Origin of the sequence: Shewanella sp. 10N.286.51.B8 (genome assembly GCF_041469325.1) — a bacterium.
Lineage (GTDB): Bacteria > Pseudomonadota > Gammaproteobacteria > Enterobacterales > Shewanellaceae > Shewanella.
In genome coordinates this window covers 1-16,581 of sequence record NZ_JBFRKG010000023.1, presented here as the reverse complement: position 1 = coordinate 16,581, position 16,581 = coordinate 1, and the positions used below count along the sequence as shown (strand labels likewise).

Below are 16,581 nucleotides of genomic sequence, written 5' to 3'. Positions count from 1 at the left end.
TGGCCGCATTTTACCCTTTGTTTGATACTGATCACAATCCTAGTGATAAGAATAAAAAGGCCGCTCAATATGAGCAGCCTTTTTGTTTACAAAATTAGCGTACGAATATCGCTAAGAATGCTTGATAATGTCACGCTAAATCTGGCAGCCATTGCCCCATCAATCACACGGTGGTCGTATGATAACGATAGTGGCAACATCAACTTAGGTTCAAAATCAGTGCCATTCCACTTCGGCTTCATTTCTGATTTTGATACCCCAAGAATAGCCACATCAGGATAGTTAACGATTGGGGTAAATGCTGTACCACCAATGCCACCTAAACTAGAGATAGTAAAACAGCTACCTTGCATGTCTGCTGACTTCAGCTTGCCATCACGGGCACGAATTGAAATATCCGTTAACTCACGAGAAAGCTCTACAATGCCTTTCTTATCGACATCACGAACCACTGGCACCATTAATCCGTTTGGCGTATCAACCGCTACACCAATATGGAAATATTTCTTCTGGATTAACGACTCGCCATCAGGGCTTAAACTTGAGTTAAATACAGGGAATTCAGCCAGTGTTTTCGCCACGGCTTTCATCATAAATACTAACGGAGTAATTTTGTAATCCGCTTTCTTCTTAGCTGCAAGTGTATTTTGTTGTTTACGGAATGCTTCTAATTCAGTGATATCAGCTTCATCAAATTGAGTCACATGTGGAATCGTCACCCAGTTACGATGCAAGTTAGGCCCAGAGATTTTCTGGATACGGCTTAATGGCACTTCTTCCACTTCACCAAACTTACTGAAATCAACTTTAGGCGCTGCAATCACATTCAAACCACCCGCGCCACCAGCAACCGCTGTGGCAGCACTCGCTTTAGGTCGGCTAAGTTCATATTTAATGAAGGCTTGAACGTCTTCTTTCAGAATACGTCCTTTACGGCCAGAGCCTTTCACTTGGGTTAAATCAGCGCCAAATTCGCGCGCTAAGCGGCGAACTGCAGGTGATGCATGTACAGCACCGGTTTTAGGTTGGCTACCAGCACTTGGATGATGCGGCACAGGCGGCTTACTTGCTGGCGCAGCGGTAACTGGTGCTGGTGTTGCTGCAGTAACTGCAGGAGCACTAGCTGCCGGAGCGGCTTGCAATGGAGCGGCTTGCAATGGAGCTGCAGGTGCGGTTGATTGCGTCTCAACCGTAGCAATAATGCTACCTTGAGATACTTTATCGCCAACATTAACCGTTAAACCAACCAGTTTTCCGGCAAATGGCGCTGGTACTTCCATGGTGGCTTTATCGGTTTCTAAGGTAATTAAACCTGTATCCACGTCAAGCATATCGCCAACAGCAACTAGCACTTCAATCACATCTACATCAGAGGCATCACCAATATCTGGTACTGCAACTTCTTTAACTTCAACAACCGATGTTGCAGGAGCAGAGCTTGCTGCAGGCGCTGATACTGCTTCAGCAACAGGCGCACTAGCACTAGTGCCTACTTCAAGCATCAGCACTAAAGAGCCTTGTGAAACCTTGTCGCCAACGTTCACTTTAAGTTCTTTCACCACACCTGCGGTTGGCGCAGGCACTTCCATGGTTGCTTTATCAGTTTCTAAGGTAATAAGCCCTGTGTCAGCTTCAATGGTTTCACCCACACTCACTAACACTTCGATAATATCAACATTATCAGCATCACCAATATCAGGCACATGCACTTCAATAACTTCAGTGCCACCCGCAACGGTTGCTGGCGCTTCTGCTACTGGAGCCGCGGTTTGAGCAGCAGCGGCTTGAACAGGCGCCGCTACCGGTGTAGCCACTTCAGCTGCAGGCGCTGGCGCATCGCCAGCCGCTTCTACAGAAAGTACCGCAATTAGCGAGCCTTCAGAAACGCTATCGCCCACAGCCACTTTCAGTTCAACTAATTTCCCAGCAAAGGGTGCTGGAATATCCATAGTCGCTTTATCCGTTTCAACTGTGATGATTGATGCTTCTTTTTCAAGCACTTCACCAATCTCAGCACAGATCTCAATAACCTGCACAGCATCAGTATCAAGGTTAGGAACCAAAACTTCTTGTAATTCAGCCATTTTGTTTCTCCCTATGCGAACTGTGGATTGATCTTATCAACGTCGATACCGTATTCAGTGATAGCTTTCGTTAGCACTTCTACAGGTAACTCTTTACGGTCAACAAGGGCTTTTAATGACGCGATGACAATGAACTTAGCGTCAACTTCAAAATGGTGACGTAAGTTTTCACGGCTATCACTGCGGCCAAAGCCGTCAGTACCTAGTACTTTATAATCAGTTGGAATGTAAGCACGTAATTGCTCACCATAAATCTTCATGTAATCCGTTGCTACAATAGCTGGCGCATCACTTGATAACACTTCAGAAATATAAGGCACTTTAGGCGTTTCAGTTGGGTGCAGCATGTTGTAACGCTCTGCAGCCTGACCATCACGGGTTAGCTCATTGAAGCTAGTCACGCTGTAAACGTCAGCAGTAATACCGAAGTCTTTCGATAATGCCACAGCCGCTTTGCGTACTTGCTCTAAAATCGTGCCGCTACCCATTAACTGTACAGAGCCTTTACCTGAACCTTTAAGAGTTTCAAGCTTATAAATACCTTTAACGATACCTTCTTCGCTGCCTTCTGGCATCGCAAGCTGCTCATAGTTTTCGTTCATGGTAGTCAAGTAGTAGAACACGTCTTCTTGCTCGCCATACATGCGGCGAATACCGTCTTGTACAATCACTGCGATTTCATAACCATAAGTCGGGTCATAAGAAATACAGTTAGGAATCGTGTTAGCTAATACATGGCTATGACCATCTTGATGCTGCAAGCCTTCACCGTTTAGGGTTGTGCGACCTGAAGTACCACCGACCATAAAGCCGCGAGCACGCATATCACCAGCAGCCCATGCCATGTCACCAATACGTTGGAAACCAAACATTGAGTAGTAGATGTAGAACGGGATCATTGGGGTATCGTTAACTGAGTAACTGGTTGCCGCAGCAACCCAAGATGACATTGCACCTAACTCGTTAATCCCTTCTTGCAATACTTGACCGGTTTTATCTTCACGGTAGTAAGCAACTTGATCAGAATCTTGTGGCTCGTATTTTTGCCCTTCATGAGCGTAAATACCCACTTGACGGAATAAACCTTCCATACCAAAGGTACGCGCTTCATCAGGAATGATCGGTACGATTTGCTTGCCGATTTTCTTGTCTTTAAGCAATGCCGTTAAAATACGCACAAATGACATAGTGCTTGAGATTTCACGACCATTTGAGCCTTTAAGTACTGAATCAAAGATCTTTAATGGCGGCACTTCAATATCTTTAGAGAACTTTTCAAGACGCTTTGGCATAGCACCATGAAGGGCAGCACGGCGCTCTTTTAAGTATTTAACTTCTTCAGAATCAGCACCAGGATGATAGTAAGGAATATCTTCTAACTGATCATCGCTAATCGGGATATTAAAACGATCACGGAAGTATTTAAGCGATTCAATGCCCATTTTCTTCACGTTGTGGGCAATATTTTTACCTTCGCCCGCATCGCCCATTCCGTAACCTTTAACTGTTTTAGCAAGGATTACTGTAGGACGGCCTTTAGTGTTTTTAGCATGTTGCAGCGCAGCATAAATCTTAACTGGATCATGGCCACCACGGTTTAAACGCCAAATGTCATCATCTGACATGTTAGCCACCATTTCAGCGGTTTCAGGGTATTTGCCAAAGAAATGCTCACGAGTGTACGCGCCACCTTTAGCTTTACAGTTCTGGTACTCACCATCTACGGTTTCTTCCATTAACTGTAATAACTTGCCGCTAGTATCACGTGCAAGTAATGGATCCCAGTAGCGCCCCCAAATCACTTTAACAGCTTCCCATCCTGCGCCGCGGAACTCGCCTTCAAGCTCTTGGATAATCTTACCGTTACCACGTACAGGGCCATCAAGACGCTGTAAGTTACAGTTAACAATAAAACATAAATTATCTAATTCTTCACGAGCTGCAAGCCCGATTGCACCTAATGTTTCAGGCTCATCACACTCACCATCACCTAAGAAACAGTAAACCGTTTGCTCAGAGCAATCTTTAATACCACGGTCAGTCAAATACTTAAGGAAACGTGCTTGATAAATCGCTTGAATAGGACCTAAGCCCATAGATACTGTCGGGAACTGCCAGTAATCAGGCATTAACTTGGGATGCGGGTATGAAGACAAACCTTTACCATCAACTTCTTGACGGAAATTATTCATTTGGTCTTCAGTGATGCGGCCTTCAAGGAAAGAACGAGAATAAATACCCGGTGCAATATGCCCTTGATAATAAACTAAATCGCCGCCGTCTTTTTCATTTGGAGCGCGGAAGAAGTGGTTAAAACACACATCATAAATAGTCGCACTAGAAGCAAAACTTGAAATGTGACCACCTAGCTCTAAATCTTTCTTAGAACCACGTAATACCATTGCAAGTGCATTCCAACGAACGATAGCACGAATGCGGCGTTCCATTTCCTGATTACCAGGCATATGTGGCTCTTGACCAGATGGAATCGTATTCAAATAAGCAGTGGTCGCTTTATATGGTAAATGTGTACCATTGCGGCGCGCTTTATCGATTAATTGTTCAAGTAGATAATGTGCACGTTCAGGGCCTTCTTGCTCTAATACGGCTTGCAGTGAATCTACCCATTCTTGAGTTTCTAATGGATCTAAGTCTTGTAGAATACCTTCAGACATGTCGCTGTCCTTTCTCTAGATACAGATAATTAATGTGTTTCGGTAAATTTATAATGCGTTTGATTATAAATCGGTATCAAACACCACTTTTTAAGCGGCGCAAGCTACGCTGTAACCGACTGTCTTCTTCCCTCACTGACAACATGACTTCCTCGATATAACTTAAATGTTCGTTCGAGGCTTCACGTGCCGCTTCAGGATCACGACGAATAATGGCAGCAAGCAGTGCTCGCCTATGTTCATTCGCCATGGTAGATGCTTCTTCGCGACGGCTTAAAAGCTCTAAATTTTGTGCCACGTTTTTGTGCAGCACAGGGGTTAAACTGAGTACAAGGTGTAACATCGCCACATTGTGTGACGCTTCGGCTACCGCACGGTAAAAACGCACAATGGCATCAGCCTGCGCTTCTACATCAACAGCCGCTTCAACTTCGTTAATTGAACGTTTAATGCTTTGCATATCGGCATCATTACCACGCAGCGCAGCAAAATAAGCCATCATGCCTTCAGTGGCATGACGAAACTCCAGTAAGTCGTACTGACTTTCTGAGTCGTTATGCATTAATTCAACGATAGGATCGGCAAGACTTTGCCAAAGTTGTTCTTTAACGTAGGTTCCGCCACCTTGGCGGCGCATTAGTAAGCCTTTGGCTTCTAACTTTTGAATCGCTTCACGTAATGAAGGGCGTGACACTTCAAATTGCAAAGCAAGCTCGCGCTCAGGCGGTAATTTTTGCCCAGGCTGTAAACTTCCTTCGAGGATCATGCGCTCTAATTGCTCCATGATCACATCTGAAATTTTAGGCTGAGTTATTTTGCTATAAGCCATTTGGGGCTCGGCTCCGTTGTCAATTGGTCTTACCAATTTATATGATATAGCGCACTTTATCAAATCAAACAATTGATGTCTAGTTAGACGAGCGTTGAATGGGTGTTAATTGAAGGTTTCAAACATCGCTACGCACTTTGAGCAAGAGCATAACGAAAAAAAACGTCTAAGAGGTTTGACCATCTCGGTGTTATCGCGCTAAAGCATTGATTGCCTTATTATCGCTATAACAAACTCATTTTAAGCTTAGATTGTAGCTATAAAAATCCGTTTTACACAGCACAATTTATAAAAACACTGTTTTAACTTATGATCATTATTTCGGCGGCTCAGGCCGCCCATCACCGCAATTAAAACTTATTAGCTAACCAAACCAAATATAGTCAGCACCGATAATACCGTAACCAGTAAAATAAAGTTTCTTTTGCTCAATGCAAGCAGTGCCAATGTGGGCTGTGCGCAAACAGGGGCATCACTTTGCTCAGGCATCACTTCAGCGGCTAAAGCAGTATAAGTGACAATGTTTTTAGCGCTATTATTAGGGTTAAAAACCTGCTTCCGCCACTGTGAAATACCTGCAGCAAAGTGACCACTTAATACAAACCCAAAGCTAAATACTCGGCTCGGTAACCAATCGAATAAAAATAATAATTGATCAATAAATGGCATATCCAATTGCTGCTGCTGATTGTATTGCTGATAAAAACGCACCGAACAATAAAGCACTGCGCCAACAGGGCCAAAACAAATCAGATATAATGCCACCGCGCCATAATAGCGATAATTAACCCAAGCCACGGTTTTACCAATCTGCTGACCTAAGTCTTTTTCATCAACCGCATCTAAACATTCACTGCAATCGAGCTTTTCTGCATGGTGATAACAGGCTTGAACATCGCCGCGACAAGCCGCCAGCATATATTTTTTAAATGCCGCCCGTAAGCTTTGGTGGCTAAAGCATACAATCGAAACCAGCATCCAGATCAATAAGGTGATCACATCGAAAAAAACACCATCTAGTAACAGCAGCACCAAAAACAGTGTCATTGCTGGCAGTAGCACCACAAAGGCAACCCAGCCAGCAGAATCTAATGCTTTATCTTTCCAAAATAATTGCTGGTATTTAGAAAGTAAATCATCAAATTGCCAATGTGCGGGTAACAGCTTTAAGCGCTCAACCATAATTGCAATTAACAATGAAAATAGTGCCATGGGACCTCTGCAAACAATCTAAAAAATATTGGGTTAAAGTAACACTAACATCATGACTTAGCCGTTAATGCAGTTAAATATTTTTGCCAATCAAAACTATCACCTGGATCGGTTTTGCGTCCAGGAGCAATATCACAATGTCCGACGATATTTGCTTGATTAAGCATAGGATATTGCGCAAACAACACCAAGGTTAATTGCACTAATTCGCGATATTGCGCATCGGTATAAGGGTCGCTATCTGTGCCTTCCATTTCAATGCCAATGGTAAAATCATTACAACCTTCTCGGCCATTAAAACACGAAACCCCAGCATGCCACGCTCGGTCATCACAGCTAACATACTGCACTAACTCACCATCGCGGCGAATTAAAAAGTGTGCCGACACTTCAAGCCCGGCAATATCAGCAAAACTTGGATCTGCATCCACTGCTAAACAGCCCTGAAATAAACCATCAATGTGCGGCAAGCCATAACAACCTGCAGGCAAACTAATATTATGAATAACTAAGCCGCTAACCTCATTATTAGGGCGCGGGTTAAAATGCGGTGATGGGCATAGCCGTGCACCTTGATGCCAGCCTGATTTCAATTGTGTATCCATAATTAATAATAAAATCTCAAGTAATGAATTAACCATGCCAGCGTGGCTGCAGTTTGCATTTCAACGAACCATCAGTAAGTCACCATTATCAGTGCCCAAAAAGCAAGCAACAAATACCTACGATAAAAGATAAAAAAGCACCAAGGTTCGTCGCTGTAAAACCTTAAAATAATATTGCCCTAGCAGCCAACACAGTAACAGTTTGACTGCTATATTTTAAATTAACAACTGTGATAAAGTAATAGGCATATTGTTTCTCATTTTTTAAACATTGAGTTGGCCCAAGCAACTCAATTTAGTTGTAATTTCAAGGACATTCACATGATTGAAAATGACATCCGTCATGCCGTTAAAGCTGCACTTGATGAAGACCTAGGCCATACGCCAGCCCAAACCCCGCAAGATATGCTTAATGCCGATATAACCGCGCAACTTATTCCAGCAGATAAACATGCTGAAGCGGTGTTAATCACCCGTGAAGAAGGCGTTTTTTGCGGAAAAGCATGGGCAGAACAAGTATTTAATCAGCTCGGCGGTGATGTAGCCTTGCATTGGCATGTGGATGATGGCGACTTATTGGTTCCCAACCAGGTGTTATGTGAATTATCAGGCCCAGCAAGAGCCATTTTAACCGGTGAGCGCACCGCGATGAACTTCATCCAAACCTTATCTGGTGTTGCCAGTCTCACTAAGCTTTATGTTAACAAGTTAGCTGATACCCACACTAAACTGCTCGATACCCGCAAAACCATTCCCGGCCTGCGCACCGCGCAAAAATATGCCGTCGCTTGTGGTGGCGGTAAAAACCATCGTATTGGTTTGTTTGATGCCTTCTTAATTAAAGAAAACCACATTATGGCTTGCGGCAATATCGAACTTGCAATAAAAACAGCCCGACAAGTAGCCGCTGACAAACCAGTTGAAGTGGAAGTAGAATCAATCGCCGAGCTAACCCAAGCGTTAGAAGCAGGTTCAGACATCATCATGCTCGATAATTTTGATGTCACCATGATGGTAGAAGCAGTAGCGCTTAATTCCAGCTATTTAGATCAAGGTAAAGGCGCAAAGCTGGAAGTATCCGGTAATGTCACCATCGACACCATTGCAGACTTTGCCAGAACCGGTGTTGACTACATCTCAGTTGGCGCACTCACTAAGCACGTTAAAGCCTTGGATTTATCCTTACGCTTTAAAAACTAATGTTAAGCTGAGCTTGATAAATCATTAGCCCAGTTACATGGCAAGATAAGTCAGTAATCGCTAATAACAATCAAAACCAGCTATTTATAGCTGGTTTTTTTGCTCGCACTAAAAGCTTCGCTAAATGGGGCTGACTAAATAGATAGCGCAATTTCTGCCTTACAACAATTGTAGCCTTACTATAAGCCCTGTAGCTTGAATCAATAGCCACAAAGATTAAACTGGTGCCCACCTTTGACCTTTTAACCATTTGTCCTTTAACCTTTGACAACTATCTCCCCCTAAGGGCTTAAATAACCTCCCTTAAAAGCTCAAATAACCTTACCACCAGGGCTTAAATACCTACATAAATCAAGCGCTATAACCTTACATTTTCTATGGTGTCATTTTTTTGACAAACAACAACCAAAGTCAAATTGACTAAATAACCGACTAAAAGTGTCAATAATGTGCTGCAAAATCATTACAAACAGCAGCTTAAAACAACCTTTTTATCTTTTTAGCTAAAAAACTCGCCACAAGCTATTCCATTTTCAGCAACTTTATACTAACGTTTAGCTTGGATGAATGAAGTATCAGATTTAACTTTTAATAATCAGCTTTTCAACATGTTACAAATGTAACATTGAGTGAGCGAAAAATGATTTTTAAAAGAACAATGATAAATCAAACATTTTGTTAACAAACTGACCTTGCAGCACTTTGTTGACCCTAGTTACAGATTAGATAGCAATTTGTTAATGACTAGCCTATTCTGCTTTCGAGGTATTTAGTTGGACATATTGGTTTTACTGATCCGTTTTACAAGAACGGCTTGATTGTTCTTGATGAAATCATTCATTTAAAACCCTTTGTAGTTTTTAACAGTTATCACAGTCAATTGGGCCAAGCTAGTTAAACCGTAAGTTAAACCGTAAGTTAAACCCTAAGTTCTGCCCAGCAGACTGTAATGCAAACAACACTAGTAAATTAATGCCGACAGGTTGTGGTGACTAGGACACCACTCATAACAATTAAGGGCCTTTAACTGTTATGAGATTCAAGGATGACAACAAACCCGACGCAACACTAAAGCATCATAAGAGAGAGATAAAAAATGAAAAGCATTAACCAAATCAAAAACGCTAAGGGTTTTACTCTTATTGAATTAATGATCGTAGTAGCGATTATCGGTATTCTTGCAGCAATCGCATTGCCTGCTTATCAAGATTACACAGCAAAAGCTAAAGCTTCTAATGCTGTTGCTTCTTTAGGTGGTCAAAAAATCAAAGTAGCGGAAGCTTATGCTGCTACCTCAACTTTAGGTTGTACTAGTGATGGCGTTACTATTCCTAATTGTGCTGCCGGTGTTTTGTCTTACACCTATGATGGTATAACCGCAACGTTAACTCCAACAGCGCCTACAACTATTGGGTTAAACATCACTTGGGCATGCGAAATATCTGGCACTGGCGCTGTTGCAATAAAGGGATGTACCATTTAAATATTTGTATATAGTATTAAGCGCTAATTAAAAGTTATTTAGCGCTTAATATTATTACAGGAAAACATATGACAAATTCAAACCTTCAACTAGGCCTTTCAAGCTTATTTATAAAAAAAAGGATATTAAGTGAAGGGGATTTATCATTAGCAATTTCAGAATCTAGAAAATTAAAACAAAATTTAGTCACCACTTTAATTTCATTGAAAAAAATATCAGCACGAGAAATCGCTGAGTTGTGCTATGAAGAGTATGGGGCACCTTTTTTAGACCTCGACGAGTTCGATGTTAAAAATATTAATGACGAATTAATTAATAAAAAACTTATCTCCAACCATCGCTGCATCCCATTATTTAAACGAAGCAACCGACTTTATATTGCAACTTCTGATCCTACGAATATTTCTGCTCTTGAGGACTTTCAATTTAGTCTTGGACTTCACGCCGAAGCAATTATCGTTGAAGATGACAAGCTAGGAGCTATAATTGATAAAGTCCTTGAGGATGACATTTCTAGCCTCAGCCTTGATGGCATGGATGAACAAGCTCTTGCCAGTATTGAAATAACCGATACCGATAAACAGCATCAAGAAAAAGAAGCTGAAAGCAGTGACGATGCCCCAATTGTCATTTACATCAATAAAATCCTTACTGATGCTATTCGTAAAGGCGCCTCTGATTTACATTTTGAGCCCTATGAAAAGCGCTATCGCATTCGTTTTCGCATCGACGGTATTTTGCACGAAGTATCTGAACCACCGGTTAATCTTTCTAACAGGCTATCCGCTCGCTTAAAGGTGATGTCAAAGCTTGATATTGCCGAGCGCCGCGTGCCCCAAGATGGCCGCATAAAAATGAAACTGTCACGCACCAAATCAATCGATTTTCGTGTCAGCACCCTGCCCACTATTTGGGGCGAAAAAATTGTAATGCGTATTTTGGACTCATCTTCAGCGCAATTAGGCATTGAAAAGCTCGGTTATGACGATGACCAACGTGAGCTTTATGAGCAAATGCTCGCCAAACCTCAGGGAATGATATTAGTAACAGGCCCAACGGGTTCTGGTAAAACCGTATCCCTATATACTGGCCTTAATATCCTCAATACTGAAGAACGTAATATCTCCACCGCTGAAGATCCGGTAGAGATTAACTTAGAAGGCGTTAATCAGGTTCACATTAATCTAAAAGCCGGCTTAACCTTCGCATCTGCATTACGCTCATTTTTACGTCAAGACCCTGATGTGGTCATGGTGGGTGAAATCCGTGATTTAGAAACCGCCGAAATTGCCATTAAAGCTGCCCAAACTGGTCACTTGGTGTTATCCACCTTGCATACTAACTCAGCTGCCGAAACCTTAACTCGCCTAATAAATATGGGCGTACCGGGTTACAACATCGCCAGTTCGGTGAACCTGATTATTGCTCAGCGCCTTGCCAGACGCCTATGCCCTGAATGCAAAGCACCTGAAGATGTGCCCGAGGCAGAATTAAAACGCCTAGGCTTTACTGACGAAAATATAAGTTCTAACTTTACGGTTTATAAACCTGTCGGCTGTGAGCATTGCTCTGGCGGTTATAAAGGCCGTGTGGGTATATATGAAGTGATGAAAATGACCGATGAGATTGCCAGAACCATTATGGAAGGCGGCAACTCACTGCAAATAGCCAAACAGGCCAAGGCCAATGGTATGCGTGATTTAAGACTCTCAGGCTTACTTAAAGTCACCCAAGGCATTACTAGCATTGCCGAAGTGAATCGTGTTACCAGTTTTAACTAAAGCAACCAAGCAGTTTTATAAAAAATTGCTTAACAACAGAATTGTCAAATAAAAACAAAAAGGATTTGCTTGATGGCAACTGCAACCCTAAGAAGAAAGCAAAAGAGCAAAAAAGATATCAAGCACCAACCTAAGGTGTTCACTTTTGAATGGAAAGGTGTCAATCGTGATGGTCAACGTACTTCAGGAGAATTACGTGGCAGTAGTATTGCTGAAATTCGCAGTGTTTTAAAAGCCCAAGGCGTCACCCCCAAAGGGGTCAGAAAAAAGTCAGCCTCTTTATTTAAGTCTGAGAAAAAGATCACTGCAATGGATATTGCAATGATCACCCGCCAAGTAGCAACAATGCTTGCAGCGGGTGTGCCACTGGTGACTACCTTTGAGCTGCTCGGTCGCGGTCATGAAAAAGCCAAGGTCCGTGAGTTACTCGGCACCATTATCACTGACGTTCAATCCGGTATCCCACTATCAGATGCGTTAAGACCCCATAGACTTTATTTTGATGATTTATATGTCGATCTCGTCGCTGCAGGTGAACACTCAGGTTCACTGGACGCGGTATTTGACCGGATTGCTACCTACCGTGAAAAGGCTGAGCAATTAAAATCAAAAATTAAGAAAGCCATGTTTTACCCTGCTGCTGTAGTCATAGTTGCTATAGCGGTAACAGCTTTATTACTGTTATTTGTAGTGCCGCAATTTGAAGACATATTTAACGGTTTTGGTGCTGAACTACCTGCATTTACACAATTAATTATTAATATTTCACGTTGGCTACAAGGCTCTTGGTATATATTTGCCATTGCTATTATTGTTGGAATATTTTTGTTTAGACGAACACATCGAAACTCCCAAGCATTTCGCGACCGTGTCGATGAATTGGTATTAAAAATCCCCGCTATTGGTAACATTTTACATAAAGCTGCCATGTCGCGTTTTGCCCGCACCTTAGCCACCACGTTTTCCGCAGGTGTGCCACTTATTGATGGCTTAGAGTCTGCAGCTGGCGCCTCTGGTAATGCGGTTTATAAAAAAGCTTTATTGAAAGTGCGTCAAGAAGTGATGGCAGGCATGCAAATGAATGTCGCTATGCGCACCACCGGCTTATTTCCTGATATGCTGATTCAAATGGTAATGATCGGTGAAGAATCTGGCGGCCTCGATGAAATGCTCAATAAAGTAGCCAATATCTATGAAATGCAAGTTGATGATGCCGTTGATGGTTTATCAAGTCTCATTGAGCCCGTTATGATGGTTGTAATAGGCACTCTCGTTGGTGGCTTGATTGTCGGTATGTATCTGCCAATCTTTGAAATGGGTAATGTTGTAGGTTAATATCACAATTTAATAATTGTTAAATTAAAATAAGAATAAAATGACCGAATTTATCGAAACCTTTACCACTAGCATGAGCCAAACTCCTTGGCTGTTTATGCTGATTAGCTTTATTTTTGCGGCCACCATTGGCAGCTTTTTAAATGTTGTTATCCATCGCTTTCCGGTAATGATGAAGCGCGAATGGCAAACTGAGTGTAATTATTACTTATCTGAATATCACCCTGACATCGTCAAAGAAGTCGGTGAAACAAGATTAACTAATCCCATTGACCACTTCCCTAAAAAATACAATTTAGTGGTACCAAATTCTGCCTGCCCCAAATGTAAAACTAACATTAAGGCTTGGCATAATTTACCGGTTTTAGGTTGGTTACTACTTAAAGGCAAGTGCGCCAGTTGTAACACGGCAATTAGCCCCCGCTATCCCATCATTGAATTTATTACCGGAGCCCTCATTGCCACCTTAGCTTGGCATTTTGGCCCAACATGGCAGTTTTTATTCGCCTCCATATTAACCTTTGTGCTAGTTGCCCTTACTGGTATCGACTTAGATGAAATGCTGCTGCCAGATCAACTTACACTACCCATTTTGTGGTTAGGCTTAATCATTAACCTCAATGGCGTATTTACCAGCCCTACCGATGCCATTATTGGCGCTGCGGCAGGTTATTTAAGTTTGTGGTCAGTTTTTTGGTTATTTAAGCTGGCAACAGGCAAAGAAGGCATGGGATATGGTGACTTCAAATTATTAGCCGTATTTGGCGCTTGGCTTGGCTGGCAGTATTTACCCCTTATCATCTTACTATCATCATTAGTCGGTGCTATTGTGGGTATCACCCTAATCATTTTTAAAAAGTTAGCCAAAGACAAACCAATTCCATTTGGGCCTTATATTGCCATTGCTGGCTGGGTAGCATTAATCTGGGGGCAAGACATCATAAATTGGTACCTCAGTACTTTATAGACCACCAAAAAATCCTGTGTGAGAAAAAATTATGAGTAACTTCATTGTGGGCCTAACGGGTGGTATTGGTTCAGGTAAAACCACCGTGGCAAACTTATTTGCAGATTTAGACATCGAACTCGTTGATGCCGATATCATTGCCCGGCAAGTGGTCGCCAAAGGCTCAGCAGGCTTACAACAAATACAGCAGCATTTTGGCGCCAGTGTATTACTCGACACTGGCGAACTTAATCGCCCTGCGCTGCGTGAAAAGGTATTCAATCAGCCCGAACAGAGATTGTGGCTCAATAATCTGTTACATCCCATGATACGCCAGCAAATGCTTCAAGCAGTAGCAGATGCTAAATCAATATATGTAATTATGGTTGTACCCTTGCTATTTGAGAATGGGTTAGATAGGTTAGTCAATACAACTTTAGTGGTGGATATTCCACCACACCAACAAATAGCAAGAACAGCTAAGCGAGATGGTGTTGATTCAACCCAAGTTGAACAAATAATTAATAGTCAGATAGATAGAGAGCAAAGATTACAAAAAGCTGACGCTATCATTGATAATACCCAGACACCTGAAGCACTTCGTCACACTGTTCAGTTATTACATCAGCAATATTTAGATAAAGCATCTCAAGATAATAATAATGAATGATGACCTGATTTATGAGCAACCATTAAACGAAAAAACTAGAAGCTACTTACGCCTTGAGTATTTAGCTGATCAGCTCGAGCTACACACAAAATCAGATCATCAACATCATTGTTTTTACCCATTATTTTCATTATCAGAACTAACAGATCGCTGTGACTATCGTTCCGACATCTTAAAAGATATCGACAAACAACTTATCTTGTTAGAAAAGTGGCATGCTTTACCTCATGTTAATAAAATTCAAATCCAACGTATTATTGATCAGCTGATTCAAGCAAAAGCACCGCTACAAACCAACGAAAGAATAGGTTGCCATTTAAAGCAAGACAGATTTATTGCCGCACTAAAACAACGATTTGGTATGCCAGGTGCTTGTTGTAATTTCGACTTACCGCAACTGCATTTCTGGTTATCAAAACCATGGGATGAAAGACAGCAAGATTTAAAAACATGGATAGCCCATTACCAGCCCATTTTAGAACCCATTAAAATACTCCTCGATTTAACAAGAAGTACTGCAGAATTTAGAAGCGCTGAAGCAGAACAAGGTTTCTTGCAAGGAAACAGTCCACACCCTCTGACACTTGTTCGAGTAAAAATCAAAAGCAAAGAAGGTTGTTACCCCACAATTAGTGGTCACAAAAATCGCTATGCCATTCATTTTGTCAATTTTGACAACCAAAAACATACTGACAAAAAAGTAAAATTCAAACTGGCTACTTGCAACTAAATTCTTTAATATCACCAAGAATTTTACAGCGAGGAATCTTATGTCTATTTCAGTTAAATGCCCAATCTGCCAGACTCAAGTAGAGTGGAGTCAAGAATCTAAATTCAAACCATTTTGCAGTGAACGTTGCAAATTAATCGACCTCGGCGATTGGGCCAGCGAAAAACATGCTATTCCCGTTAAGCCAGAGTTTGACCATGAAATGTTAGATTCTGAAGGTTTTGACGAAGGCGACTTCTTTAAACACTAATCACCTCCTCCACTCAAGCGAGCATTCTAATGAAAAGAGTCAATGTTGCCGTCGGCATAATCATCAATGACCAACAACAAGTTTTATTAGCTAAGAGGCACGCACACCTGCACCAAGGTGATAAGTGGGAATTCCCAGGTGGTAAGGTCGAAGTAAATGAAACGGTCTCACAAGCATTAATTAGAGAGCTAAAAGAAGAAGTAAACCTAACAGTTAATACAACTGAGCCTTTTATGGTCATTTCACATGATTACCCAGATAAGCAAGTGCTTCTTCAGATCCACCTAGTGAAAGACTTTACAGGCACTGCCAGTGGTGTTGAAGGCCAAAAAATTGAATGGGTTAATAAAACCAATCTAACTAGTTTTGATTTCCCTGAAGCCAATATCCCCATCCTTAAGAGGTTACTCGCGTAACAGCAACAGTTCCATCGCTATTAGAAAGTATATAAAGCACTATGTTAATGAGTGCTTTAATCAATTATTCTAAACAACAGTGAAACCACAATCCTTTAGCTGCTCTAGCGATGTAATTCACAGACACCACTAACAATTGTATATAGCAAAAAAATCATAATACATATCAGCCACTAACTCATGTTCACTATTATCCTAAAAGCGAACAACAATAGCCTTCTTAATCCAGATTAAGCGCTTGGCGCTATTTAGCTGCGGATAAGTATTTCGCGTTTCATGTTTGTATAAAGTGTTGCTTTATAACCACAGACATTACCCCCCTACTTTTACATGGGGATTCGTCCACACTCACCACTCACCACTCA

14 protein-coding genes are annotated in these 16,581 nt (G+C 41.7%); 9 read left to right on the top strand and 5 right to left on the bottom strand.

The features are described from left to right. Positions 1–86: 86 nt before the first annotated feature. From aceF to ampD, 5 genes are all read right to left on the bottom strand, one after another. A complete protein-coding gene (aceF, locus tag AB4160_RS09295; protein ID WP_372004324.1) occupies positions 87–2,084 on the bottom strand; it encodes a dihydrolipoyllysine-residue acetyltransferase in 1,998 nt (665 codons plus the stop codon). 11 nt (positions 2,085–2,095) lie between these two features. Next, a complete protein-coding gene (gene aceE / locus AB4160_RS09290; RefSeq protein ID WP_102440031.1) occupies positions 2,096–4,759 on the bottom strand; it encodes a pyruvate dehydrogenase (acetyl-transferring), homodimeric type in 2,664 nt (887 codons plus the stop codon). 76 nt (positions 4,760–4,835) lie between these two features. After that, positions 4,836–5,588, bottom strand: coding sequence for a pyruvate dehydrogenase complex transcriptional repressor PdhR (pdhR, locus tag AB4160_RS09285; RefSeq protein WP_076538482.1), 753 nt, complete (start codon positions 5,586–5,588; stop codon positions 4,836–4,838). Positions 5,589–5,948: 360 nt separating this feature from the next. Next, on the bottom strand, positions 5,949–6,800 hold the full coding sequence (gene ampE / locus AB4160_RS09280) for a beta-lactamase regulator AmpE (RefSeq protein WP_102440032.1): 852 nt from the start codon (positions 6,798–6,800) through the stop codon (positions 5,949–5,951). 50 nt (positions 6,801–6,850) lie between these two features. After that, entirely contained in the window at positions 6,851–7,405 is a 555-nt protein-coding gene (gene ampD / locus AB4160_RS09275) for a 1,6-anhydro-N-acetylmuramyl-L-alanine amidase AmpD (protein ID WP_372004322.1), read from the bottom strand. Between the two features lie 321 nt (positions 7,406–7,726). Here ampD and nadC point away from each other — a divergent pair, with 321 nt between their 5' ends. The 9 genes from nadC to mutT all read left to right on the top strand — a co-directional run bounded on the left by nadC (position 7,727) and on the right by mutT (position 16,216). Next, entirely contained in the window at positions 7,727–8,605 is an 879-nt protein-coding gene (gene nadC / locus AB4160_RS09270; protein WP_102440033.1) for a carboxylating nicotinate-nucleotide diphosphorylase, read from the top strand. 1,096 nt (positions 8,606–9,701) lie between these two features. After that, the gene (locus tag AB4160_RS09265) at positions 9,702–10,088 is read left to right on the top strand and encodes a prepilin-type N-terminal cleavage/methylation domain-containing protein (RefSeq protein ID WP_372004320.1); all 387 of its coding nucleotides are present in this window, start codon (positions 9,702–9,704) and stop codon (positions 10,086–10,088) included. A gap of 68 nt (positions 10,089–10,156) precedes the next feature. Next, complete coding sequence (gene pilB, locus AB4160_RS09260) at positions 10,157–11,869, top strand: type IV-A pilus assembly ATPase PilB (protein ID WP_372004318.1); 1,713 nt, start codon at positions 10,157–10,159, stop codon at positions 11,867–11,869. Positions 11,870–11,941: 72 nt separating this feature from the next. After that, complete coding sequence (locus tag AB4160_RS09255) at positions 11,942–13,204, top strand: type II secretion system F family protein (RefSeq protein ID WP_372004316.1); 1,263 nt, start codon at positions 11,942–11,944, stop codon at positions 13,202–13,204. 40 nt (positions 13,205–13,244) lie between these two features. Further along, entirely contained in the window at positions 13,245–14,171 is a 927-nt protein-coding gene (locus tag AB4160_RS09250; protein WP_372004314.1) for an A24 family peptidase, read from the top strand. Between the two features lie 31 nt (positions 14,172–14,202). Then, positions 14,203–14,820 carry a dephospho-CoA kinase gene (gene coaE, locus AB4160_RS09245; RefSeq protein ID WP_102440039.1) on the top strand — a complete coding sequence of 206 codons (618 nt, stop codon included), beginning with the start codon at positions 14,203–14,205 and terminating at the stop codon, positions 14,818–14,820. Further along, on the top strand, positions 14,813–15,550 hold the full coding sequence (zapD, locus tag AB4160_RS09240; protein ID WP_372004312.1) for a cell division protein ZapD: 738 nt from the start codon (positions 14,813–14,815) through the stop codon (positions 15,548–15,550). The genes coaE and zapD overlap by 8 nt, the downstream gene beginning before the upstream one ends. 40 nt (positions 15,551–15,590) lie before the next feature. Further along, positions 15,591–15,800, top strand: coding sequence for a DNA gyrase inhibitor YacG (gene yacG / locus AB4160_RS09235; protein ID WP_102440041.1), 210 nt, complete (start codon positions 15,591–15,593; stop codon positions 15,798–15,800). Between the two features lie 29 nt (positions 15,801–15,829). Then, a complete protein-coding gene (gene mutT, locus AB4160_RS09230) occupies positions 15,830–16,216 on the top strand; it encodes an 8-oxo-dGTP diphosphatase MutT (RefSeq protein ID WP_102440042.1) in 387 nt (128 codons plus the stop codon). The last annotated feature ends 365 nt before the right edge of the window (positions 16,217–16,581 follow it).

Bases quoted from the DNA above. Each gene is read 5' to 3' on its own strand.
- aceF (WP_372004324.1), bottom strand. From the start codon at position 2,084: ATGGCTGAATTACAAGAAGTTTTGGTTCCTAACCTTGATACTGATGCT.
- aceE (WP_102440031.1), bottom strand. From the start codon at position 4,759: ATGTCTGAAGGTATTCTACAAGACTTAGATCCATTAGAAACTCAAGAA.
- pdhR (WP_076538482.1), bottom strand. From the start codon at position 5,588: ATGGCTTATAGCAAAATAACTCAGCCTAAAATTTCAGATGTGATCATG.
- ampE (WP_102440032.1), bottom strand. From the start codon at position 6,800: ATGGCACTATTTTCATTGTTAATTGCAATTATGGTTGAGCGCTTAAAG.
- ampD (WP_372004322.1), bottom strand. From the start codon at position 7,405: ATGGATACACAATTGAAATCAGGCTGGCATCAAGGTGCACGGCTATGC.
- nadC (WP_102440033.1), top strand. From the start codon at position 7,727: ATGATTGAAAATGACATCCGTCATGCCGTTAAAGCTGCACTTGATGAA.
- AB4160_RS09265 (WP_372004320.1), top strand. From the start codon at position 9,702: ATGAAAAGCATTAACCAAATCAAAAACGCTAAGGGTTTTACTCTTATT.
- pilB (WP_372004318.1), top strand. From the start codon at position 10,157: ATGACAAATTCAAACCTTCAACTAGGCCTTTCAAGCTTATTTATAAAA.
- AB4160_RS09255 (WP_372004316.1), top strand. From the start codon at position 11,942: ATGGCAACTGCAACCCTAAGAAGAAAGCAAAAGAGCAAAAAAGATATC.
- AB4160_RS09250 (WP_372004314.1), top strand. From the start codon at position 13,245: ATGACCGAATTTATCGAAACCTTTACCACTAGCATGAGCCAAACTCCT.
- coaE (WP_102440039.1), top strand. From the start codon at position 14,203: ATGAGTAACTTCATTGTGGGCCTAACGGGTGGTATTGGTTCAGGTAAA.
- zapD (WP_372004312.1), top strand. From the start codon at position 14,813: ATGAATGATGACCTGATTTATGAGCAACCATTAAACGAAAAAACTAGA.
- yacG (WP_102440041.1), top strand. From the start codon at position 15,591: ATGTCTATTTCAGTTAAATGCCCAATCTGCCAGACTCAAGTAGAGTGG.
- mutT (WP_102440042.1), top strand. From the start codon at position 15,830: ATGAAAAGAGTCAATGTTGCCGTCGGCATAATCATCAATGACCAACAA.